Below are 21796 nucleotides of genomic sequence, written 5' to 3' on the forward strand. Positions count from 1 at the left end.
CCCCGGTCCCCGCCCGCAGGCCCCCCGCCCGCGGGGCGGGTCATACCCCAGCGAAGGAGTACTCCATGTCGATGACCATCGACGTCGCGTTGAAAGAAGCCATGCGCACCGAGGGCGCGATCGGTGCGGCCCTGGTCGACTACGGCAGCGGCATGTCCCTCGGCGAGATCAGCGTCTCCAAGGAACTCGACCTGACCGTCGCCGCCGCCGGGAACACCGAGGTCGTCCGCGCCAAGATGCGCACGATGGAGATGCTCAAGATGAACGACACCATCGAGGACATCCTGATAACCCTCGGCCGCCAGTACCACATCATCAGACCCCTGACCTCCCGCAGCGGCACCGGCCTGTTCCTCTACCTGGCCCTGGACCGCACCCGCGGCAACCTCGCCCTGGCCCGCCACCAGATGCGCACGGTGGCCGAGAGCATCGAGATCTGAGCTCCCCCGGCACCACGCGGAGCTCCACAGGTTCGCGGCCACGCCGCCGCGGACACCGACGGCTGGTCGATCCAAGGAGGTGAGGCGCCTGCTTTCAGGCTGAACGGATTGGCTTATGACCGCCTGCGAGAAGTGCAGAAGTCTCTGGTGGGGAGCAGGCGGTCACCAACATCCCACCCAAAAGCTCCGCACCCGATGTCCGGTTCCCGGCCCCGGCTCCGACCTACAGGCGAGAGCGTCCGAGCCGGACGCCCCACCGTAAGGAGCGAAGCCGTGAAGTTCATGCTGCAGATCATCATCAACCCGAAGACCAACGAGTCCCTGACCGAGGAGCAGCAGGCCTCCGTGGGTCCCGCCCACGAGAAGCTGATCGGGATCATCTCGGCGTCCGGTGAGCTGGTCTCCATGGACGGCCTCGACGCGCCCGCCAAGAGCACCGTGGTCCGCGTGCGCGACGGCAAGACGGTGACCTCCGAGGGCTCGCTGTTCGAGGGCGACGACTACTTCGGCGGCTACTACATCGTCGATGTCGCTGACCAGGACCGCGCGGTCGAGCTCGCCGCCATGATCCCGGACGCGCAGTGGTCCGCCGTCGAGATCCGGCCGTACCTCGAGATGCCCGAGGAGGGCTGAGGCACCCCTGGGGCCGGGCCGGCGGCGGCGTTCGTCCGCCGCCGGCGGCGTGCGGCGCGCTATGCGCCCCGCCACCCGCCACCCGCACCACGCACCACGCACCACGCACTATGCGACACGCAGCATGCACCTCGCGGCACCGCAGCGCCGCACCTCCACCCGTGCGCACACCAGTTCCCCCGGGCACGTCCCAGCCGTGTCCGGATCCGCGCGCCGGCTCCGACCACCGGGTAGAGAAAGCGAACAGCGCCGCCGTGTGCTGCTCAACGGGAGAGAAGAAGGAGTACACCATGGACAGCGCCGTGGAGCCCGGGGCCATCGAGTCCCTGCGGGCCGAAGTCACCGGTGAGGTTCTCGTGCCGGGTGACGAGGGATACGAGGCCCTGGCCAACCTGATGGTCCACAAGGGCCACCCGGCGGCGATCGTCCGCGCCCGCAGCAACGACGACGTGGCCCGCGGCATCGCCTTCGCCGTCGCGCACGGTCTGGAGATCTCCACCCGCAGCGGCGGCCACAGCAACGCCGGCTTCAGCACCAACGTCGGCGGCGTGGTCCTGGACCTGACGCACCTGGACGGCGTCGAGGTGCTGAACGAGTCCGAGCGCCTGGTCCGGCTCGGCGCCGGCGCGCAGTGGTCGCACGTAGCGACCGCCCTGGCGCCGCACGGCCTGGCCTTCACCTCCGGCGACACCACGAGCGTGGGCGTCGGCGGGCTGCTGGTCGGCGGCGGCGTCGGCTGGATGGCCCGCAAGTACGGCCTGGCCCTGGACAGCCTGGTCGCGGCGGAGGTCGTGACGGCCGACGGCCGCGTGCTGCCGGCCAGCGCCGAGGAGAACCCGGACCTGTTCTGGGCGATCCGCGGCGGCGGCGGCAACTTCGGCGTGGTGACCTCCTTCACGGTCGTGGCCCAGCCGGTCGCGCAGGTCTTCTTCGGCCAGATCGCCTTCGCCCCCGACGAGACCGAAGCCGTCCTGCGCGGCTGGGCCGCGTACATGGACTCCGCCCCCGAGGAGCTCACGGCCACCGCCATGTGCTGGCCGACGTTCGGCGAGGCCCCGCCGCCGCTGGGCATCATGGTCTGCTACGCCGGCGACGACGACGCGGCCGCCGCCCTGGCCATCGACCCGATCCGCAAGCTCGGCACCGTCGTGGACGACCAGGTCCGCCTCATGCCCTACGGCGACGTCCTGCAGCCCATCAGCGACCTGCCCCCGGGCTGGCAGCCGCGCGTCCGCAACCGCCTCACCCCGGCGCTGACCGAGGACCTGGCCTCGACGATCCTCGCTCAGCAGGCCCACCTGCCGAACCTGTACGTCGAGATCCGTAGCATCGGCGGAGCCCTGAGCCTGGTGCCGGAGGACGCGACCGCGTTCGCCCACCGCTCCACGCAGGCCCTGATCATGGGTGTGCTGCTCGGCGACCCGGAGGGCAACGAGCCGCTGCTGCCGACCTACGAGGCGTTCTGGTCCGCGCTGGCCCCGTCGATGTCCGGCGCCTACAGCGGCTTCCTGAGCAACGTCCTCCAGGCGGACATCGACGCGGTCTACCCGCACCAGACCTACCGGCGGCTCGCGGAGCTGAAGCGGGAGTACGACCCCGACAACATCTTCCACCTGAACGTCAACGTCATCCCGGCCTGAGCCGGCGAGATCTGACGAAGCCGGGGCCGGGGCGTCGCCAGGCGTCCCGGCTCCGACTTTCGCGAACCTGGGAAAGCTCGAGCGGCGCCGTGCATCACGCACGGCGCCGCTCAGCGTTCGTCCTCACGCCGGAAGCATGCTCACCGGCACCCCGTTGAACACCGCGTTCCCCGAAACCGGATCCACCACGGCCTCATCAGTCAGAGCATTGGCATTGACCCCGGCGTTCTTCCGCGCCACCGCCTGCCCGCTGTCCTCGTGCCCCCAACCGTGCGGCAGGCTCACCACCCCCGGCATGATCGTCTCGGTGGCCTCCACCACCACCTCGACCTCCCCGGCCGCCGACCGCACCCGCGCCCGGTCCCCGAGCCCGAGGCGCGCCACGTCCTGCGGATGGACGTGCAGCGTGCACCGATTGCTGCCGCCGATCAGCGACGGCACGTTGTGCATCCAGCTGTTGTTCGACCGCAGATGCCGGCGTCCGATCAACACCATCTCCGGCACCGGATCCAGCAGCCGCGCCAGCAGCCGCGGCACGTCGGCCGCCAACGCCGTCGGCGCCAGATCGACCTTGCCCGAGGCGGTGCACAGGATCTCCGGCAGCCGCGGCTGGAGCGGACCGAGGTCCAGACCATGCGGCGCCTCGCGCATCGCCTCCAGCGACAGGCCATAAGACCCCAGCTTCAGCAGCGCGTCCAGAATCTGCTCGGTCCCGTCGTCGCCGTCCAGGCCGGCACGCATCTCCGGCACCGTAGCGAGCAACTGCCCGAGCAGCATCTCCTCCGCGCCAGAAGGATCGGCGTCAGGACCCTGACCAGCCAGCATCAGCAGCAGCTTGGCCAGGATCGCAGCCTCCGACCGCTGATCGTCGCGCAGCGGCAGCACCGGCGGCGAGAAGCGCGCGTAGTTGCGGACCATGATGATCTGCACCAGGAAGTCGAAGTGCGGGCTCTGCAGGATCCGCGGCGGCGGCAGGATCACGTTCGCGTGCCGCGTGGTCTCGTTCAAGTAGGGATCGACGCAGACCATGAAGTCCAGCTCCGACAACGCCCGAGCCAAGCGCGGCGCGCCCGGTGCGGACAGGGCCGGGTTGCCCCCGATCGTGATCAGAGCCCTGATCTTCCCCTCGCCCGGCGTCTCGATCTCGTCCGCCATGGTCGCGACCGGGAACTCGCCAAGCACTTCCGGCAGCCCGCGCACCCGGCTGTGCCAGGCGCCGGTGCTGAACGGCTGCCCGCTGCGGAAGATCTCCAGGGCCGCGGTCTTGGCGAACATGACGCCGCCGGGCCGGTCCAGGTTCCCCGTCAGGGCATTGATGACGTCGACCAGCCACTGCGCCGTCGAGCCGAACTCGGCGGTGCAGGTGCCGATCCTGGCGTACACCGACGCCGACGGCGCCGCCGCGAGCTCCCGCGCCAGCCGCACCGTCGTCGTGGCCGGCACGCCGCAGGCCCGCTCCACCGCCTCCGGCGTGAAGTCGCGAGCCAGGGTCCTGAGTTCGTCCAGCCCGGTGACCTCCACGTCCAGCGCGGTCAGGCTCTCGGCCAGCAGCGTGTGCACGATGCCGAACAGCAGGTACGGATCCGTCCCGGGACGGATGAACAGGTGCTCGTCGGCGAGTTCGGCGGTCCGCGTGAGCCGCGGGTCGACGACCACGACCTTGCCGCCGCGCTCCTGCAACGCCCGCAGGCGGCCCTTGAAATTCGGCGCCACGCACAGCGAGCCGTTGGACTCCACCGGGTTGGCCCCGAGGATCAGCATGTAGTCGGTGCGGTCCAGGTCCGGGACGGCCACCGCGAACGCGTCGCCGAACATCAGGCCGCTGGCGACGTGCTTGGGCATCTGGTCGATGGTGCTCGCCGAGTACACGTTACGGCTGCCCAGTACCTGCGTGAGCGGCTGCCGGTAGAGGAAGCCGGCCATGGTGTGGAACGTCGGGTTGCCGAAGTACAGCGCCACGGCGTCGCGGCCGTGTGCCGCCATCGTTTCGGTGAGCCCACGGTGCACCTCGGCGAACGCCTCGTCCCAGCTGGCCGGCCGCAGCTCCCCATCGGCCCGGTCCCGGACCAGCGGACGCGACAGCCGGTCCGGATCCTCGTCCAGCTGGCCCAGCGCCGCCCCCTTCGGGCACAGGAACCCCTTGCTGAACGGGTCGTCCTGGTCGCCCTCCACGCGCAGCACGGAGCCCGCGTCGTCCAGCGTCAGCCGCAGCCCGCAGGCCGTCTCGCAAAGGGGACACGTCCGCAGCGCAGTCTTCATGGTCAGGACGCTAGCAACGGCGCGGCGCCGTCCCTTCTCGCTGCGTGCGAAGCGGCGCGAACCGGTTCGGCACCCCCGAAGATGTCGTGCCTCGGCCGTGCGTGTGATCGTGGTGGCAGACCTGTCGAAGAGAGGATTCGCCATGGCTCCGCATGCCGAGCCGGCCACCGTCGCCGGACCGCTGACCGCCTTCCGGGAAGCCGATTCCGAAGCGCTGGCCGGGGCGTTCAGCCGCCTGGTCGGCACGTTCTGGACCGGCGGAGTGCTGACCGATCCCGCCTCGGCGCGGGACGCCGTCCCCGACCTGCTGGCCGCCTGGGACGGCGCCGACGCCGCGCATCGCGGCTACCTGGCGATCGCCCTCGGCCTGTTCGCAGAGGCCGAATACCCGGCGCTCGACGGCCCGGTCGCCACCGCCGTGCGCGGGGGACTGGACGCCGTCCTCGACGAGGTCCGCGGTACCACCGCCGTCACCCCGCTCACGCTGGCGTCGCTGTATCTGCTCGCGCACTTCCCGAACGAGCGGGCCCGCATCTGGTCCGCTTTCGACGGCGTCCCGTTGGACCCCGACGACCGGACCCGGCTGGACCGCGGGCTGACGCTGCTCGACCCCGATGACCCGGACCTGGGGCGGGCCTGGCCCTCGCCGTTCGACTGGGCCATCGACGAGCAGGAGCGGGAGTTCGACCGGGCGTGGATCAGGACCCTGACCCCCGAACAGGTCACCACGACCTGGAACGACGACACCCGCACGCTGTGGGCCACCGCCGGGGCCAAGGCGTTGTGGTCGGTGACCAACGGTGTGGTGCCCACTCCGGTTGCTGATCAGAGTCCTTACTGGGCGGCCCTGCACGAAGCGCCGGGAGCCGTCGACGCGACGTCGTTCGGCCGACACGAAGAAGCGCTGCGCTGCACCTCCTGCGGGAGCGCGCTCACCTTCCAGGCCAAGGGCGCGCGCTGCCAGAGTTGCTCCACGTTCTACCCGGTCACCGTCGGCGGGATCCTCGACCTGTCCCGCCGCGAGCGCTCCGGCGCCGGCGTCAGCGACGAGGCCGAGGACGTCGAGGCCGATGTGCTGCAGAACGCCGCCGTGATGAGCACCGTCGGCCAGCACTACGAGTCCGGGCTGCGTCCGGCGTTCCTGCGCATCATGGGCCAGAACTGGGACGGCGGCGTCACACCGGCGATCGAGGACGCGTACATCGCCGACCGGCTGCGCGCGGCGGCTGCGGCGCGCGCCGACGGACCGGTCCTGGACCTCGCGGCCGGCGCCGGCCGTTGGACCTGGGTGGTCACCGACGCCGTCGGCGCCGACCGGGTCATCGCCCTGGATCTCAACGACGCCATGCTCTACTGGCTGCGCGGTCGGCTGCCGCAGGTCGCCGCCGTGCGGGCCAGTGCCCTGGAGCTGCCGCTGGCCGACGGCAGCCTGACCGCCGTCAACTTCTGGAACGCCTTGCAGGCGGTGCCGGACCCGGCGCAGGCGCTCGCCGAGATCGGCCGCTGCCTGCGGCCCGGCGGGGTGCTGACGCTGATGACGTTCCGGTGGGCCGACGACGCGGTGTACCGGTACTTCCAGCACTCGCACATCTTCCCGGCCGCGCCCGACGGCTATGAGCTGTTCGAGCGGGAGGAGATCCGGGCGTGGCTGGCCGCCGCCGGGCTGAGCGTGGTCGAGGAGTCGGGGCCGGGGACGTTCGTGTTCATCACCGCGAAGCGGGAGGGCTGAGGCGTGGGCGGGGAGAACCCGACCGTCGTCGAGATACTGCTCGCCGAACACCCGGTTCGCGGCGGGTTCCTGGACCCGGTGCGGCAGCGGGCTGCGGAGTTCGAGGCCGCGCATCCCGGCTACGAGGTGCGCATTTCGACGTACCGGACGTTCGCCGGCGGCGACGAGTTCATCAGGATCCTGGGTTCCGGCCGCGTCCCGGCGATCGTCGACGTGTTCTTCACCGAGACCCAGCGGGCCCGCGACGCGGTCGCCGCGACCGACGGGCCGTTGTTCACGCCGGTGCAGCGCGCGGTCGCCGGACGTCGGGAGATCCTGGGTGAGCCGGTGGTCTTCGACGACTTCGTCGAGGCCGCGCACCGTTACTACAGCTACGACGGCGAACTGGTGTCGATGCCGTTCAGCGTCTCCACGGGTTTGCTGTATGCGAACACTGCGATGATGCGGGCGGCTGGGATCTCGGAGGTGCCGCAGGACTGGGAGGCGTTGGAGGACGCGTGCCGGGCCGTCATGCGGCTGGACGGCGGTCCTTCGCACGGTGTCGCGTGGGCCATCGACGGCTGGTTCTTCCAGCACTTCGTCAGCCAGCAGGGCGGCCTGCTGGTGGACCGGGACAACGGCCGGTCGGGCCGGGCGCGGAAGGTGGACCTGGCCTCCGAGGAGGTGCTGGCCTGGGCCAGGTGGTGGCAGCGGCTGCACAAGGACGGTCTGTACCTGCACACCGGCGTGGCCCAGGACTGGGCCGGGACGTTCGAGGCCTTCATCGGGGGCCGGATCGCGTTCCTCTACAACTCCTCGGTGATGGCCGAGCCGCTGGTGTCGGCCGCGGCGCAGGCCGGAATCGACGCCGTCACCGCCCGCCTGCCGCGCAACGGCGCCGTGCCGTACGCCGGCGACGTCCTCGGCGGCGACTCCCTGTGGCTGGCCGCCGGGCTGCCGCCGGAGGTGGAGGACGGCGCGCTCGCGTTCCTGCAGTACCTGCTGAACCCGGCAGCCGCCGCCGCGTGGCACAAGTCGAGCGGCTTCATCCCGGTGACCCACGGCGCGCACCGCCTGCTTGAAGCAGAAGGCTGGTTCGCCCAGAAACCGCACCACCTGACCGCCCCCGCCCAACTCGCCGCCTCCAACGGCTCCCCAGCCGCAACCGGCGCCCTGGTCGGAGACCTGGCGGGCATGCACGCCGACCTGGTCCAAGCCATGACGGACGTGCTGGAGCAAGGCGCCGACCCCGCGCGCCGCTTCGCGCAGGCAACGGCCACGGCGCAGGAGCGGCTGGACGAGTACAACGCGGCGCGATAGGCCACCACTAAGGATCGGCGGCACCACGCTGGTGCGGCCGGCGCGCGTCCAGGTCGGGACGCGCTGGGGCGCGGTAGTGAGGGCTGCCGCGCCCCTTTGGCATGCCGCGCTGTTTGAGCTCCGGCATGCGGACAGCATCGAGCCGCCGGCACCAGATCGGTACCGGCGGCCTCGGTCGTGTCAGGGCTTGGAACTTACCGCGACCCGGCCACTGGAGCCTTCGCCGCCTCGGAACCGTCCCCGGCCCCAGCCCCCTCCGCCACCGCCGGCGGCACCGCGGCGGGTCCCGCCGGCCCGCGCAGCGCGTTCAGCAGCACCCGCGCGACCATCGCCGGCCGCATCAGCTGCTCCGGCCGGTCGATCATGCCGGCGGCGCGCATGTAGCCGCGCGTCACCGAGCTGTCGCGGGTCGCGGCGACCTGGACCATCGTCAGGTAGCGCTGGCCCATGCGGACCTTGAAGTCGCGCTTGCCCTCCACGCCCTCGAAGCCCAGATCGACCGTGCGCGTCATCTCCCACGGCGGGTCGATGACGTCGTGCGCCAGGTCGCGGAAGTACTGTGCGGCGTCCGGGGTGGCGCCGGAGTGCAGGTGACGGCGCAGTGTCAGGGCGGACAGCGCCGCGACCGTCATGCCCTGCGCGTAGACCGGGTTGAAGCAGGACACTGCGTCGCCGATCACCAGCAGCCCGGCCGGGAAGCGGGTCATCTGCTCGTAGCGGCGGCGCTGGGTGGTCGGGAAGCGGAACGCTACCGGCTCGTCCAGCGGCTCGGCGTGCTTGAGCGCCTCGTGGATGTCCGGGACCGGCAGGCCCTTGACGAACTCGTACAGCCCCTCCTGGTCCGTCGGCGGGTGGTCGCCGAGGATGCCGTAGACGGTCAGCAGGGTCTTGTCGCCCTCGGTCTTGGTGAAGATGCAGCCGCGCGGGACGTCGGGGGAGGCGACCGCGATGATGGCGAGGTCGCCGTTGTAGGGGTCGGCCTTCATCTTGTAGTTCTGGGTGACGTAACCCAGCCCGATGTTGGTCCGCTCCTCCTCGACCCGCGGGTAGCCCATCTCCTCCAGCCACACCGGGGTGCGCGAGCCGCGCCCGGTCGCGTCGACCACCAGGTCGGCCGCGATGGTCTCGCCGGGCTCGCCGCTCTTCTGGACCTTGACCCCGGTCACCTGCGCGTGGTCGGCGGTGGCGGTCAGGCCCAGGATGTCGCAGCGTTCGACGAAGCGGACGTTCGCCAGCTCCGCCGTGCGCTCCCGGATCCGGCGCTCCATCAGCGGCGCCGAGGCCGGGACCGCGATGTAGCCGATGTCCGCGCGCTTGACCGGGCGGCCGCGGAAGTACCAGCGGACCGAGCCGGAGAAGTCGCCGAACGGGGTGCCGTCGGCGATGAGCTGGTCGGTGATGCCGGGGTAGAGCTCCTCCATCACCACCCGGCCGCGCACGTGCATGGCGTTGATGTGCTTGCCCTGGGGGCGTCCGCGGCGCGGGCCGTCGACGCCGGTGACCGCGTCCCGGTCGACGACCAGGACCTCGTCGTAGGCCTCGGCGAGCACGCGGGCCGCGAACAGCCCGGCGATGCTGCCGCCCAGTACGACGGCGCGGGTCGGGGCGCCGTCGGCCGCCGGCCGGGTTGCTTCCTGGGGCATCTCGCCCACCTCCTGGGGATCGGGTGCCGGGGATGGCGTATCAGCTTCACGATGTGGTCCCCGCCCCCCGCCGGGCATCTCCTGGATTGCGAGCCGACAGCCGCCGCGACCTGCGCAAGTACGGAGATGAGGGCCCTGATCGCGGCCGCGACCATGGACCGGGGACCCGGTGGATCCGGTCCCAGCCCGACAGACCCAGCCCGAGAGTCCCAGCCCGAGAGGAGAAGCCATGGAGAGCGCGGCAACCACTGGCGACCGGCCCGAGGCCGACGGGATCGCCGAGATGTTCGACGAGTCGTCCGACATGTCGAACGCCTTCAACGACGGCCAGGTGCACCTGGCCTACTGGTACGACGACGAGGACCAGGCCCCGCTGATCGAGGCCACGCAGCGCCTGACCCGCAAAGTGGCCGACTCGCTGCGCCTGCGCAAGGGCGAGCGCGTCCTCGACGTCGGCTGCGGCCTCGGCGCCCCGGCGATCCAGCTCGCCACGGAATACGACGTGGAGGTCACCGGCGTCAACATCAGCACCCGCCAGGTCGCCGAGGCGCACGCCCGGGCCCGCGCCGCCGGACTCGGCGACCAGGTCACCTTCCAGACCGGTGACTACCGCGCGCTGGACTTTCCGGACGGCAGCTTCGACGCCGTCGTCGCGATGGAAGCCCTGGTCTACGTCAGCGACCTCGCACCCACGCTCCGCGGCCTGCACCGCGTGCTGCGCCCCGGCGGTCGCCTGTCCCTCACCGAGCCGACCCGCGAAGGGCTCGGCGTCGTGGCCGCCAGCCGGTTCGCCGCGAACTTCGGCTCGAAGTGGCTGCTGTCGGTGGCCGAGTGGCTGGATCCGTTGCGCGAGGCCGGATTCGAGCTCCTTGAGTACCTCCAGTGTGGGCCGCGAGTGTTCGGCATGGGTCCCAAGTACGTGCACGCCGTGGAGACGCGCCGCGCGGAGCTGGCCGCGCAGTTCGGCGACGCCGCCGTCGACGAACTCCGCCAGACGCTGGAAACCTTCTTCGCACCGGGGGAGACGGGCCAGATCGGCTACGCGGTCATCACCGTGCAGAAACCCTGGAACTGAATCGCCTCGCCGCGGGTGCCCGACGAGGCCGCGGCCACCCGACATCCACCCCGGATGTCCGGTGACGCGAGTCTGCTCCGACTACCTCCAGAGCCGCGCCCGACCAGGGCGCCCGCAGGCGAGGGAAAAAGCACCGTGAAGTACATGCTGTTGATCTACAACAACCCGGACAACATCGAGGCCATGTCCGAGGACGAGCGCGAGGCCTCGATGAGCGACGTCGACAGCATCCTGGCGGAGCTCGCGGCCTCCGGCGAGATGGTCGGCGGCGAGGCCTTGGCGCACCCGTCGACCGCCAAGACCGTGCGGGTGGTCGACGGCGTGCCCGAGGCCACCGACGGCCCCTACGTCGGGGCCAAGGAGATGCTGGCCGGCTACCTGACGATCGAGGCCGACAGCGTCGAGCGCGCGGTGCAGATCGCCTCGCGCTGGCCGGACGCCCGGCACGGGGCTATGGAAGTCCGCGCGGTGATGCATCCCGGCGGCATGGAGATGTGAGCATCCGCACCGACGTCGAGGAGCTGCTGCGCCGCCTGGCGCCGCAGGTGCTCGGTGCCCTCGTGCGCCGCTACGGACAGTTCGAGGCCTGCGAGGACGCGGTCCAGGAGGCCCTGCTCGACGCGGCCGTGCAGTGGCCGGCCGACGGCGTCCCGGAGCGCCCGGCCGGCTGGCTGACCACCGTCGCCTCCCGCCGGCTGGCCGACCAGGTCCGCAGCGAGAGCGCCCGACGGCGCCGCGAGGCCGCGGTGGTGGCGCTGGAGACGCCGCTGGAGCCGGTGGTGCCGGGCCCGGACGACGACGACCACACGCCCGACCGGGACGACACCCTCCTGCTGCTGTTCCTGTGCTGCCACCCGGCGCTGTCGCCGTCCTCGCAGATTGCGCTGACCCTGCGGGCGGTCGGCGGCCTGAGCACCGCCCAGATCGCGGCGGCGTTCCTGGTCCCCGAGGCCACGATGTCGCGCCGGATCCTGCGCGCCAAACAGCGCATCAAGGCGACGGACATCCCTTTCCAGATGCCGCCGGCGGACAAGCGCGACGCCCGCCTGCGGGTCGTGCTCCACGTCCTCTACCTGATCTTCAACGAGGGCTACACGGCCAGCTCCGGACCCGACCTCCAGCGCGCCGAACTCGCGCACGAGGCGATCCGCCTGACCCGCGCCGTCCACCGCCTCCTGCCCGACGACAACGAGGTGGCCGGGCTGCTCGCGCTCATGCTCCTCACCGACGCCCGCCGCCCGGCCCGCACCGCGCCCGACGGCGCGCTGATCCCGTTCGCCGAACAGGACCGCGGCCTGTGGGACCCGGTGTCGCTGAAGGAAGGGGTCGAACTCATCACCAGCACGCTGGCCCGCGGCCCCCTCGGGCCGTACCAGCTCCAGGCCGCGATCGCCGCCGTGCACACCGAAGCACCGCGCCTGGAGGAGACGGACTGGCCCCAGATCCTGGCCCTCTACGAGCTGCTGTCGCGGGTCTCGGCCAACCCGATCGTGGCCCTCAACCATGCGGTCGCGATCGCGATGGCGCACGGCCCCCAGGCGGGCCTGGCGATGCTGCGCACCCTGGACTCCGACGGCCGGCTGGCCGACCACCACCGCCTCGAAGCGGTCCGGGCGCACCTGCTGGAGATGGCCGGCGAACCGGGCCCGGCGCGGGACAGCTACCTGCTCGCCGCGCACCGCACCACCAGCCTGCCCGAACGGCGCTACCTCGAAGCACGCGCGGCGGCAATCACGAAGATGCACGGCCCGGCCGGCGCTGATGAGAATCGAGACGCGGCCACATAACAGTGCACTGATCATCCGTTCACACCTCGCCCCGGGATCTTCCACGTCTGGCCGATCGCATCCGTGACGGACTTGAGCCGCATCACTCTGATCGATTCCCTCCACAACGCCAGCGTCAGCCTTCACCGAGGAGAGATCTCACATGACGACGACGTCGGACACCCAGCCGACAACCGCGGCGCTCTCACTGCAACAGCAGTTCCTCTGCATCTTCGCCCAGGGCTTCGAAACCGGGCCGTTCGGGCCGCACTACACGGAGGTCTTCGCCTGGCGGGTCCGCGGCCGCGTCGACGAGCGCGCCATGCGCCGGGCGCTGGCCGACGTGGTCGAGCGGCACGAGGCGCTGCGCACCCTGGTGGACCTGGAGAACGGCGGCGCGCAGCATGTGCTGCCCGCCGTCCAGCCCGAGCTGCTGCTGGTCGACCTCGACGGCTCGCCCGGCGCGGACCGGGACCGGCGCTCCGAGGAGCTGATGATCGAGGCCGAGACCCGGCTGTTCCCGGCCGACCGGATCCCGTTGATCCGGGCCGTCCTCGGCCGCTTCGACGACGAGGACTCCGTCCTGGTCCTGTGCGCGCACCACAGCGCCGCCGACGTCTGGTCGATCCAGGTGATCCTGCAGGACCTGGCGGAGAGCTACACGGCGCGCGCGGCCGGCAAGGAGCCGCAGCTGCCCGAGGCGACCCAATACCGCGACTACGTCGTCGCGCAGCAGCAGGACGCCGCCGGGCCGAAGGTGGCCGCCTCGCGTGCCTACTGGCGGGAAGCGCTGCGTGGCGCCAAGATCATGGTCGCGCCGGTGCACCCCACGGGTCAGACCCCTGCGACGAGCTATCACCGCTTCACCACCGAAGCGCAGCTGAGCACCGAGGTGTCCAAGCTCGCCAAGGCGACGCGCAGCTCGACGTTCATGGTGCTGCTGGCCGCGTTCACCGTCTTCGTCAACCGCCGCACCGACGCGACCGACATCGTGGTGCCCACGTTCGGGCCGGGCCGCGAGCCCCGCTTCCAGTCCACGGTCGGATCGTTCTTCAACTTCGTCCCGCTGCGCGTGGACCTGGACGGCTGCCGCACCTTCCGCGACGTCATCGCCCGCACCAGGAAGGCCTGCGTCGGCGCGTTCTCGCACGAACTGCCGCTGTTGCACGTGCTCGCCGAGGCGCCCGAGCTAATGTCCTCGGCCGGCCCCGACGCGGTGCCGACCCTGTTCCAGGCCGTCCAGCCGCCGTATCTGATGCAGGGCAACCGGATCGGCGACCTGGAGTACACCGCGATCTGGCGGCGCGTCATCCCGCAGCCGCTCGGCTCCGACACCCCCGACGGCATGATCTGGTCGATGCACCTCAGCGACACCGAAGTGGTCGGCGGCCTCAGCTTCAGCCGCCACCTGTTCGAGCGGGCCGAGGTCGAGGAGCAGGTGGCCGGGTTCCTCGGGGTGATCGGCGAGATGGTGGCCGACCCGGACTCGGAGATTCGAGGGACGACGCGATGACGACCACTGAGAACACCGTAAACGTCGTGCGTGGCACGGCCACGTCGGCCGAGCCGGACGTCACCCCGGCCGTGCTGATCGAGCGGGCCAAGGCCATGGTGCCCGCGCTGGTCGCGCGCCAGGCCGAGACCGAACAGCGCACCTACTACGCCGAGGACACCCACCAGGCGTTCCGGGACGCGGGCTTCTACCGTGTCACGGTGCCCAAGCGGTACGGCGGCTACGAGTTCGGCTTCGACACCTTCCTGCAGATCGCGATGACCCTGACCCGCGCCTGCGCGTCTACAGGCTGGATGTATTGCCTGGGAGCGGCGCACTCGCTGTTCGCCGGCAGCATGTTCGGGGGGAAGGCGCAGGCTGAGATCTTCAGCGGCGGCGACTTCATCGCGCCGCTCGTCAACGCTCCCTACGGAACAGCCCGGCGTGCCGAGGACGGCGGCTGGATCCTGGACGGCGTGTGGCGGTACTGCTCCGGTGCGCCGTACGCGACCCACCTGATCGGCAACACCATGATCGCCGGGGACGACGCCGACACCTCGGCCCCGCCGCGCCGACTGCTGTTCATCGCACCCCGCGACCAGTGGGAGATGCTCGACGACTGGGGCGGGCAGCTCGGCCTCAAGGGCAGCGGATCGCACAGCATCCGGATCGCGGGCGGACGCATCCCCGAGCACTTCGGCATCGAGGTCAACTTCGAGGAGATCTCGGTCACCGAGGGCACCCCGGGCCGCGAGCTGCACGAGCACCCGCAGTACGGCGGTGCGCCGGCGAGCTCGATGGCGCTGGAAGGCGCGCACATCGCGGTGGGCATGTGTCAGGGCGCGCTGGAGGCTTACACGGAGCTGATGTTCTCCCGCACCACGATCCTGCCGCCGTTCGGACCCCGTGCTGAGGACCCCGATTTCCAGCTCTGGTACGGCAAGGCCAGCGGCATGATCGACGCTGCCGAAACCCTGGTGCTGGCAGCGTCGCGGCGCTGGCACGAGCTGGCCGGGGAGCCGGTCGGGGCGTTCACCGCCGAGGAGGACCTGCGGATCGCGATCACCTGCCGGGAGGGCACCGAACTGGCTTGGCGGGCCGTCGACGAGATCCTTCAGCCGACCGCCGGCAGCCCGGCCGTCCGGGAGGGGACGCGTCTGGAACGCGTCTGGCGCGACCTCTCCACCGGCCGCACGCACGCCAGCTCCGCCGTGCTCCTCACCACCGTCGCCAACCGCGGGTATGCGCAGCTGAAGCTGGCCGGCGCGCGTCGTTGACCCGCAACAGGCCGGCGGCGGGGCGAATGCGCCCCGCCGCCGGCTCGGTCGTGCTTCGTCGTGCTCGGTCGTGCCCAGTCGTTCTCAGCCGTGTCCAGAGCCGGTTCAGAGATGGATCGGCAGCGTGCGGCGGCCGTTCATGATGAACGTGCCCTGCCCGGCCAGTTCCTCGGGCTCCACCGCCAGCCGCAGATCGGGGAAGCGCGCGAACAGTGCCTCCACCGCGATGCGCACCTCCATCCGGGTCAGCGCCGGGCCGACACAGCGGTGCACGCCGTGGCCGAACGCCACGTGCCGCTTGTCCGCGCGCAGGACGTCGAACTCCCCGGCGTCGGCGCCGTGCAGCTCCGGGTCGCGGCCGGTCGCGGCGAAGGCGACCACCACCGGGTCGCCCCGGGAGATGGTCACGCCGGCGACCTCGACGTCCTCCGTCGCGAACCGGAACGGCAGGTGTGCGACCGGCGCGTCGGCGCGCAGCGTCTCCTCCACCACGTCCTCCCAGTCCACCTCGCCGGTCGCCGCCAGGGCGCGCTGGCCGGGCCGGGTGAGCAGCGCCAGCACGGCGTTGACGATGAGGTTCCGGGCCGGTTCGGCGCCGGTGTTGAACATCAGTTGTGCCAGGCCGACCAGTTCGGCGTCGGAGTCGGCGTCGGGGCCCGAATCAGCCCTCGAATCAGCCGCCGAGCCAGCCCCAGCATCAGAGCCCGTATGAACCCCGGCCACCGGGCATCCTCCGCTCGGCGACGAAGCCGCGATCAGATCACTGATCAGATCCTCTCCGGGTTCCCGCCGCTTCTCCACGACCAGTGCCGCGATCTTGCCCTGCAGCGTCAGGAAATCCGCCCGTGCCTTCTGCGGATCCGGCTCGACGTACCCCGCGAGGCCCAAGACGCCGTCCGGGTCGCCCTCGGGCACGCCGAGCAGTTCGCCGATCACCCGCGTCGCGACCTGGTGCGCGTACTGTGCCTTGAGGTCGACCGGCTCGCCCGGCTGCTTCGCCGCGTACTCGGCGAGCTCGTCCAGGGCGCGCGCCACGATCCGCTCGACCCGCGGCCGCAGCGAGGCGATCCGCTGCGGGCTGAAGGCACCGGCGACGAGCTTGCGCTGGCGGTTGTGCTGCTCGCCCTCGTTGGTGGACATGTTGTCCATCCGGGCCCAGGCGATCAAGGGGAAGTCCGGGGCCAGGTCGCCCTGAACGTAGGCCGACCAGTGCTCCCGGGCGTTCTTGGAGAACCGTTCGTCCGCCAGGATCTGCCGGGCGGCGTGGTAGCCGGTCACCGACCAGGCCGGGAGCCCGCCGGGCAGCAGCACCCGGGTGACCGGCCCGCGGGCCCGGAGCCGGGCCGCCTCGCCGTGGATGTCGGTGCCGGCCGGATCGATGACGAACAGCGAGTCGTCGTCCACGTCTACCTCCTGTGAGGACGGATCGGTACAGATCCCTCCCATGGTGTGCGGAGGCCGTCGTCGCAGGGTTCTTCGACGGTGCCCGGTGGCAGGGCAGTTCAGGAGATGTGTCGCATATGCGGGGGCTGCGAAAGTCGAAATCGATGGCGTCGGGACTCCCCCCAACACCGGAGCACCTCTGACTTCATTTGAGGAGCAGCGACATGACCACTCAGCAGCAGCCGGCCACCGCGGACATCGCCCAGCGGGTCGCCGCGATCTGGACCGACATCCTGGGTCCGGGCTCAGACCGGGCCGGCGCCACCTTCTTCGAACTCAACGGACAGTCCATCGCCGCGGTGCGGATCGCCGCGGCGGTGGAGGAGCAACTGGGTGTCACGCTCGACATCGGGGATCTGTTCGAGGACCCGGATTTGGAGACGTTGACCCGGGACATTCTGGCTCGCGTCGAGGGGTGAACTCTGATGCCTGAACTGATGCACGTCACCCCCGCTGTCCCGCTCGACGACATCGTCGAGATCCTGGAGCGCGACGGCGCGGTGATCGTCGAGGATTTTGTTGACGCCGAAACGCTCGCCGCGCTCCAGGCGGATCTCGCGCCTGGGCTGGAGGCGGCGGGCTACAGCGAGAGCGGCTACGACGGACAGAAGACCAAGCGGCTGTCGAGCCTGTTCCACCGCTCGCCGCGGCCTATGACTGATGTGGTGCTGCAACCGCAGTTTCTCGGTGCGGCTCGGCGGCTGTTGCAGCAGCCCACGCACATGTGGATCGGCAAGGTCCGGATGGACGTGACGCCGAGCATCCAGGTGAGCTTCACGCAGGCGATCAGGATCGATCCGGGCCAGGGCCGTCAACCGCTGCACCGCGACGATGCGATGCATCTGTGGCGCCATCCGGGGCCGCCGTGTCGGTTGCAGTTGATGCTGGCTATGACCGAGTTCACGGCCGCCAATGGCGCGACGCTGGTCATCCCCGGTAGCCATCACTGGGATGACGAGCGGGCTCCGGCGTACGCCGAGACGGTGCCGGCGGTCATGCCGGCGGGAGCCGCGCTGCTGTGGCCGGGCGGCGTCTACCACGGCGGCGGCGCCAACACCACAGACACGCCGCGCTACAGCCTGTCTGTCGGGCTCGATCTGGGGAACCTGCGGCAGGAGGAGAACCAGTACCTTGCCGTGCCTCGGGAGACGGTGCAGACGTTGCCGGAGGAGGTGCAGCGGCTGCTGGGGTGGGACCGGTGCCCGCCGGGGCTGGGCCAGGTCGAGACGCAGGATCCGATTCTGCTGCTGGAGCGGACGCGGCAGGAGCTCGCCACCAAGCCGCGCGGCGCGAATCCGTTGGTGTAGTTGGTGTAGCGGTTGAAAGGTGATCGCGGCCGGTGTGCTCTGCGAAGGCAGGCGCACCGGCTGCGGTTTGCGGGTGGCGCAGTTTGGTTGAGCCCCGCACGTTGCGCTGGCGGCTGGCGGTTTTCGCGTGCACGAGCACGCATGAGTCCGAGTCACTGCGCATGCGTTTGGTCTGGCGGCTGCCGGCCGCGTTTGGTGGGCACCTCGAGGCCTCCGGCGGGCGCTCCTCGACGAGGGGGCGACCCGCGCGACCTGCTTTTTGGCGGCGGCCCGCGACGGTTCGGCGTCCTATCCGCTGTTGCCTGCGTCGCGTTGTTTGGTGGCGGTGTTGCTTGTGGTCGCCGGGTTCTGTGCCCCTCGCCACGTCGTCGCCTTACGGAACCAGGCCGGTCCGGTGGTGTCCAGCCGCATCGCTGCTGCTGTGGTACTGCTCCGTTCGGCTGGACACCACCGGCCCGACCAGGTTGGCTTCGCCCGCCGACGCGGCGAGGGACCCAGAACCAACACCCCGCATGGTCCTTCGGACCCCCGAACCACACCACCGGCCGCGCTGGCCCGCAGCCACCAGCGCAACCTCCCCGCCAGTCCTCACGGGCAAATCTGTGCGCACCCTCGAAGATGCCGCTCGCCTTGGCGCCCCGCAGACTCCACACCCGAGACCCGCTGTGGCTCTCTCCCGGCCCCCTTGTGATGAGGCAGGTAAACATGACAGAGGCAACGGCACCACGTACGGCCAGGCTGCCCTCCCTGACCGCGCTGCGATTCGTCGCGGCGTTCCTGGTCTTCGCCTGCCATGCGGAGTTCCTGGGCGTGTTCAGTGATGCGACGGTACAGAGTAAGTACACCTTCATCGCCAACAATGGGGGCGCGATCGGTGTCTCGTTCTTCTTCGTGCTCAGTGGGTTCGTGCTGACGTGGGTCGCCAGGTCGTCTGATACGAGGGGTCAGTTTTGGCGGCGGCGGTTCGTCAAGATCTTCCCGAGTCATGTCGTGGTGTGGGTGCTCATCGTGGCGACGTTCGTGGTGGGGGGTACGCAGACCAAGGTCGGGCCGGCGATCGCCAACCTCTTTCTGGTGAACGCCTGGGTGCCGAGCATGAACAATCTCGATTACGCGGTCAACGGGGTTACCTGGTCGCTGTCCGCGGAGATCGGCTTCTATATTCTGTTCCCGTTCCTGATCGTTGTCATAAACAAGATCCGGCCCGGTCAGCTGTGGTACTGGGCTGTCGGTGTGGCGGGGTTGTCGCTGTCGATTCCGGTGCTGTCCAAGGCGTTCCTGCCGGACTCTCCGACGTTTCCGGGGTTCGACGGGTTCTCGTGGCCGCAGATGTGGTTTGCCGACCAGTTTCCGTTGGTGCGCTGCTTGGAGTTCGTCGTCGGCATCCTGTTCGCGCGCATCGTTCTGAGCGGGCGGTGGGTTCGGATCGGCCTGATGCCGGCTGCGCTACTTGTGGTCGCAGTGTATGTGCCGACGATGTGGTTGCCGCAGCTCTGGACGTTCGCCGCGCCCTACTCGTTTCCGGTCGGGCTGCTGGTTGCGGCGGCCGCCGCTAGTGACGTCGCGGGGCGGCGTACGGTGCTGACCCATCGTTCGGCGGTGTGGTTGGGCGAGATCTCGTATGCGTTCTTCCTGATCCATCTCAGTGTGCTGCATGCCGCGCAGGCGGCGTTCAAGGGGGAGTGGATGGGGTACGGCGACTACGACCCGACGTCGTGGAACACGCCGGTGGCGGTGTTGTTCCTGCTGGGCTGCCTGGCGGCCAGCATCTTTCTGTCCTGGCTGCTCTATCGGTTCGTCGAGGTGCCGGCCATGCGGAAGTGGGCCAGGCCTCGGTCGCGTCGGCTGGCGCCAGCGGTGCCCTCCGATGAGGTCAACGCTCCCGCGATCACCGGCTGAGCCGGGTGCGGCGTTCCGCCCGGTACCCGATGCAGCGGGTGCCGGGCGGAACGTTTGTCAGGACTCGGTTACCGCGGCGTGCTCGGCGATCGGGTCCGGGTCGGTGGACGCTTCCGCGCCGGCGTCCGGTGCCGCTGCCTTCTGTCGCAGCGTCGTCCAGGTCAGGATCAAGACGGTCGCGATGATCACGATGCCGCTGACGGCCACCACGTTCAGTCCGTCGCTGAAGGCGTTGCGGGCCGTGGTCAGCAGGGAGTGGGACTGGTCGGCCGGGAGCTTGGCGGCGGCTGCGACCGCGTCGGCCAGGGTCTGCTTCGCTCCGGTGACCGCCGAGCCGGCCATGCCGGACTGGTAGACCGCGGCGCCGACGCTGCCGAGCAGGGCCAGTCCGAGGGTCGAGCCGAAGACGTTGGCCGTCTCCGACATCGACGCCGCCGAGCCGGCCTTCTCCGGTGGGGCCGATCCCACGACCAGGTTGGTGCCCAGCATGAACAGTGGTCCGATGCCCAGTGCGCACAGGGCCACGCTCGCCGACACCAGAGCGGCGCTGCTGTGGCTGTTCACCGTGCTGAGCAGGATCATGCCCACGGCGCACAGTGTGAGGCCGCCGATGATCACAGTGCTCTGCTGGACCTTCTGGATGATCGCCGGGGTGACCATGACGCCGATGGCGATGCCCAGGCCCGTCGGGGCCTGCCACAGCCCGGCCTTGGCCGGCTGCATCCCGAGCACGCTCTGGATGAACTGGCTGGTCATCAGGCCCAGGCCGGCCAGCGAACCGGAGGCCAGCAGCATCGCCAGCAGCGAGCTGCTGAAGCGGATGTTGCGGAACAGCCGCAGGTCGAGCAGGGGGTTGGGCAGGCGCAGCTGGCGGCGGGCGAACGCGATGGCGAAGCCGGCGCCGACGACGATCGCCGCGATCGCGATCGCCGGGGAGCTGCCGCTGCCCACGGCCAGCTGCTTGATGCCGTAGATCACCGGCAGGATCGCGACCAGCGACAGGACCACGCTGGCCAGGTCGATGCTTTTGGCCTCGGGGTCGCGGTACTCCGGCAGCAGGATCGGGCCGACGATCAGCAGGAGCAGCATCACCGGTGTGCCGAGCAGGAAGACCGAGCCCCACCAGAAGTGTTGCAGCAGTAGTCCGCCGACGACCGGGCCGAACGCGGCGCCGCCGAACTGGCAGAACGCCCACAGGGAGATGGCCATCGTCATCTGCTTGGGGTTGCGGAACATGTTGCTGATCAGGGCCAGCGTCGACGGCGACAGCGTGGCGCCGGCCACGCCGAGCAGGGCCCGGGCGATGATCAGCTCCAGGGGGCTGGTCGAGAAGGCTGCCAGCAGCGAGGCGGCGAAGAAGCCGGCCGCGCCGATCATGAGCAGCTTTCGGCGGCCGATCCGGTCACCGAGGGTGCCCATGGTGATCAGGAAGCCGGCGAGCATGAAGCCGTAGATGTCGGTGATCCACAGTTGTTCGGTGCCGGTCGCGTGCAGGTCGGCGCTCAGGTGGGGCAGCGCCAGGAACAGGCCGCCGATGTCGAAGGCGACGAGCAGCGTGGGCAGCGCCAGTGCGGCCAGGCCCAGCCACTCCCGGCGTCCGGCCAACGGTGCCGCGTCCGGAGTCGTGTCACTCATGGCAAATCCTTCCTCGCTCACCACAGTGGTCGGCACCCCGCGCGTGGCGCCTTCATCTGGTGGTCGGAGCAGATCCGGAAAACCCGACACCTGAGCCGTTGTGAGTTCCGCCGGTGGGGTGGCGATCGCCGGAAGTGCCGCGGAGGGGTGCACCTTCGAGCTTGCGAGAGCTCCGGCGCATGGCCGGGTCGCGCGGCGTCGAGAAAGCCAGTAGGCCTCCAGCCACTGGCTCCGGGCATCGGCGGAAGGACCCCTGATC

17 protein-coding genes are annotated in these 21796 nt (G+C 70.5%); 13 read left to right on the forward strand and 4 right to left on the reverse strand.

Going from position 1 to position 21796, the window contains the following annotated elements; all coding sequences use genetic code 11:
- Nucleotides 1-65 precede the first annotated feature (65 nt).
- The 3 genes from GWK61_RS28680 (at nucleotide 66) to GWK61_RS28690 (ending at nucleotide 2713) form a co-directional block, all read left to right on the forward strand.
- Nucleotides 66-440: a hypothetical protein gene (locus tag GWK61_RS28680; protein ID WP_194913555.1), complete on the forward strand. Its 375-nt coding sequence runs from the start codon at nucleotides 66-68 to the stop codon at nucleotides 438-440.
- Nucleotides 441-722: 282 nt separating this feature from the next.
- Complete coding sequence (locus tag GWK61_RS28685; protein WP_228563099.1) at nucleotides 723-1073, forward strand: YciI family protein; 351 nt, start codon at nucleotides 723-725, stop codon at nucleotides 1071-1073.
- A 290-nt stretch (nucleotides 1074-1363) separates the two neighbouring features.
- Complete coding sequence (locus GWK61_RS28690) at nucleotides 1364-2713, forward strand: FAD-binding oxidoreductase (RefSeq protein WP_194913559.1); 1350 nt, start codon at nucleotides 1364-1366, stop codon at nucleotides 2711-2713.
- Between the two features lie 123 nt (nucleotides 2714-2836).
- Here GWK61_RS28690 and GWK61_RS28695 read toward each other — a convergent pair whose 3' ends face one another.
- On the reverse strand, nucleotides 2837-4972 hold the full coding sequence (locus GWK61_RS28695; protein ID WP_194913567.1) for a molybdopterin-dependent oxidoreductase: 2136 nt from the start codon (nucleotides 4970-4972) through the stop codon (nucleotides 2837-2839).
- Nucleotides 4973-5114: 142 nt separating this feature from the next.
- On the opposite strand from GWK61_RS28695, the gene GWK61_RS28700 reads away from it, so the two are divergent.
- Nucleotides 5115-6701, forward strand: a complete 1587-nt coding sequence (locus GWK61_RS28700; protein WP_194913577.1) for a class I SAM-dependent methyltransferase — start codon at nucleotides 5115-5117, stop codon at nucleotides 6699-6701.
- 3 nt (nucleotides 6702-6704) lie between these two features.
- Nucleotides 6705-8000: an extracellular solute-binding protein gene (locus tag GWK61_RS28705; RefSeq protein WP_194913583.1), complete on the forward strand. Its 1296-nt coding sequence runs from the start codon at nucleotides 6705-6707 to the stop codon at nucleotides 7998-8000.
- A 194-nt stretch (nucleotides 8001-8194) separates the two neighbouring features.
- Here GWK61_RS28705 and GWK61_RS28710 read toward each other — a convergent pair whose 3' ends face one another.
- On the reverse strand, nucleotides 8195-9643 hold the full coding sequence (locus GWK61_RS28710) for an FAD-dependent oxidoreductase (protein ID WP_194913592.1): 1449 nt from the start codon (nucleotides 9641-9643) through the stop codon (nucleotides 8195-8197).
- 229 nt (nucleotides 9644-9872) lie between these two features.
- Here GWK61_RS28710 and GWK61_RS28715 point away from each other — a divergent pair, with 229 nt between their 5' ends.
- The 5 genes from GWK61_RS28715 (at nucleotide 9873) to GWK61_RS28735 (ending at nucleotide 15253) form a co-directional block, all read left to right on the forward strand.
- Nucleotides 9873-10718 (forward strand): SAM-dependent methyltransferase, encoded by an 846-nt coding sequence (locus GWK61_RS28715; protein WP_194913595.1) that lies wholly within the window; start codon nucleotides 9873-9875, stop codon nucleotides 10716-10718.
- A 135-nt stretch (nucleotides 10719-10853) separates the two neighbouring features.
- Entirely contained in the window at nucleotides 10854-11216 is a 363-nt protein-coding gene (locus tag GWK61_RS28720) for a YciI family protein (RefSeq protein ID WP_194913597.1), read from the forward strand.
- 2 nt (nucleotides 11217-11218) lie between these two features.
- Nucleotides 11219-12505, forward strand: coding sequence for an RNA polymerase sigma factor (locus GWK61_RS28725; protein WP_194913635.1), 1287 nt, complete (start codon nucleotides 11219-11221; stop codon nucleotides 12503-12505).
- A gap of 142 nt (nucleotides 12506-12647) precedes the next feature.
- Nucleotides 12648-13997: a condensation domain-containing protein gene (locus GWK61_RS28730; RefSeq protein WP_194913598.1), complete on the forward strand. Its 1350-nt coding sequence runs from the start codon at nucleotides 12648-12650 to the stop codon at nucleotides 13995-13997.
- Nucleotides 13994-15253, forward strand: coding sequence for an acyl-CoA dehydrogenase family protein (locus GWK61_RS28735; protein ID WP_194913608.1), 1260 nt, complete (start codon nucleotides 13994-13996; stop codon nucleotides 15251-15253). Before GWK61_RS28730 ends, GWK61_RS28735 begins: the two co-directional genes overlap by 4 nt.
- A gap of 105 nt (nucleotides 15254-15358) precedes the next feature.
- Here the strand turns inward: GWK61_RS28735 and GWK61_RS59855 are convergent, their stop codons facing one another.
- Entirely contained in the window at nucleotides 15359-16657 is a 1299-nt protein-coding gene (locus tag GWK61_RS59855) for a cytochrome P450 family protein (RefSeq protein WP_194913610.1), read from the reverse strand.
- Between the two features lie 203 nt (nucleotides 16658-16860).
- Between GWK61_RS59855 and GWK61_RS28745 the strand changes: the two genes are divergently transcribed.
- The 3 genes from GWK61_RS28745 to GWK61_RS28755 all read left to right on the forward strand — a co-directional run bounded on the left by GWK61_RS28745 (nucleotide 16861) and on the right by GWK61_RS28755 (nucleotide 19902).
- A complete protein-coding gene (locus GWK61_RS28745) occupies nucleotides 16861-17115 on the forward strand; it encodes a phosphopantetheine-binding protein (protein ID WP_194913612.1) in 255 nt (84 codons plus the stop codon).
- A 6-nt stretch (nucleotides 17116-17121) separates the two neighbouring features.
- A complete protein-coding gene (locus tag GWK61_RS28750) occupies nucleotides 17122-18003 on the forward strand; it encodes a phytanoyl-CoA dioxygenase family protein (RefSeq protein WP_194913619.1) in 882 nt (293 codons plus the stop codon).
- A 705-nt stretch (nucleotides 18004-18708) separates the two neighbouring features.
- Nucleotides 18709-19902 carry an acyltransferase family protein gene (locus GWK61_RS28755; RefSeq protein ID WP_194913621.1) on the forward strand — a complete coding sequence of 398 codons (1194 nt, stop codon included), beginning with the start codon at nucleotides 18709-18711 and terminating at the stop codon, nucleotides 19900-19902.
- Nucleotides 19903-19959: 57 nt separating this feature from the next.
- Here GWK61_RS28755 and GWK61_RS28760 read toward each other — a convergent pair whose 3' ends face one another.
- Nucleotides 19960-21537 carry an MFS transporter gene (locus tag GWK61_RS28760; RefSeq protein WP_194913623.1) on the reverse strand — a complete coding sequence of 526 codons (1578 nt, stop codon included), beginning with the start codon at nucleotides 21535-21537 and terminating at the stop codon, nucleotides 19960-19962.
- Nucleotides 21538-21796: the final 259 nt, after the last annotated feature.

The sequence above is a fragment of the Catenulispora rubra genome (genome assembly GCF_015356825.1).
Taxonomy (GTDB): domain Bacteria; phylum Actinomycetota; class Actinomycetes; order Streptomycetales; family Catenulisporaceae; genus Catenulispora; species Catenulispora rubra.

Bases quoted from the DNA above. Each gene is read 5' to 3' on its own strand.
- GWK61_RS28680 (WP_194913555.1), top strand. From the start codon at position 66: ATGTCGATGACCATCGACGTCGCGTTGAAAGAAGCCATGCGCACCGAG.
- GWK61_RS28685 (WP_228563099.1), top strand. From the start codon at position 723: ATGCTGCAGATCATCATCAACCCGAAGACCAACGAGTCCCTGACCGAG.
- GWK61_RS28690 (WP_194913559.1), top strand. From the start codon at position 1,364: ATGGACAGCGCCGTGGAGCCCGGGGCCATCGAGTCCCTGCGGGCCGAA.
- GWK61_RS28695 (WP_194913567.1), bottom strand. From the start codon at position 4,972: ATGAAGACTGCGCTGCGGACGTGTCCCCTTTGCGAGACGGCCTGCGGG.
- GWK61_RS28700 (WP_194913577.1), top strand. From the start codon at position 5,115: ATGGCTCCGCATGCCGAGCCGGCCACCGTCGCCGGACCGCTGACCGCC.
- GWK61_RS28710 (WP_194913592.1), bottom strand. From the start codon at position 9,643: ATGCCCCAGGAAGCAACCCGGCCGGCGGCCGACGGCGCCCCGACCCGC.
- GWK61_RS28715 (WP_194913595.1), top strand. From the start codon at position 9,873: ATGGAGAGCGCGGCAACCACTGGCGACCGGCCCGAGGCCGACGGGATC.
- GWK61_RS28730 (WP_194913598.1), top strand. From the start codon at position 12,648: ATGACGACGACGTCGGACACCCAGCCGACAACCGCGGCGCTCTCACTG.
- GWK61_RS28735 (WP_194913608.1), top strand. From the start codon at position 13,994: ATGACGACCACTGAGAACACCGTAAACGTCGTGCGTGGCACGGCCACG.
- GWK61_RS28745 (WP_194913612.1), top strand. From the start codon at position 16,861: ATGACCACTCAGCAGCAGCCGGCCACCGCGGACATCGCCCAGCGGGTC.
- GWK61_RS28750 (WP_194913619.1), top strand. From the start codon at position 17,122: ATGCCTGAACTGATGCACGTCACCCCCGCTGTCCCGCTCGACGACATC.
- GWK61_RS28755 (WP_194913621.1), top strand. From the start codon at position 18,709: ATGACAGAGGCAACGGCACCACGTACGGCCAGGCTGCCCTCCCTGACC.
- GWK61_RS28760 (WP_194913623.1), bottom strand. From the start codon at position 21,537: ATGAGTGACACGACTCCGGACGCGGCACCGTTGGCCGGACGCCGGGAG.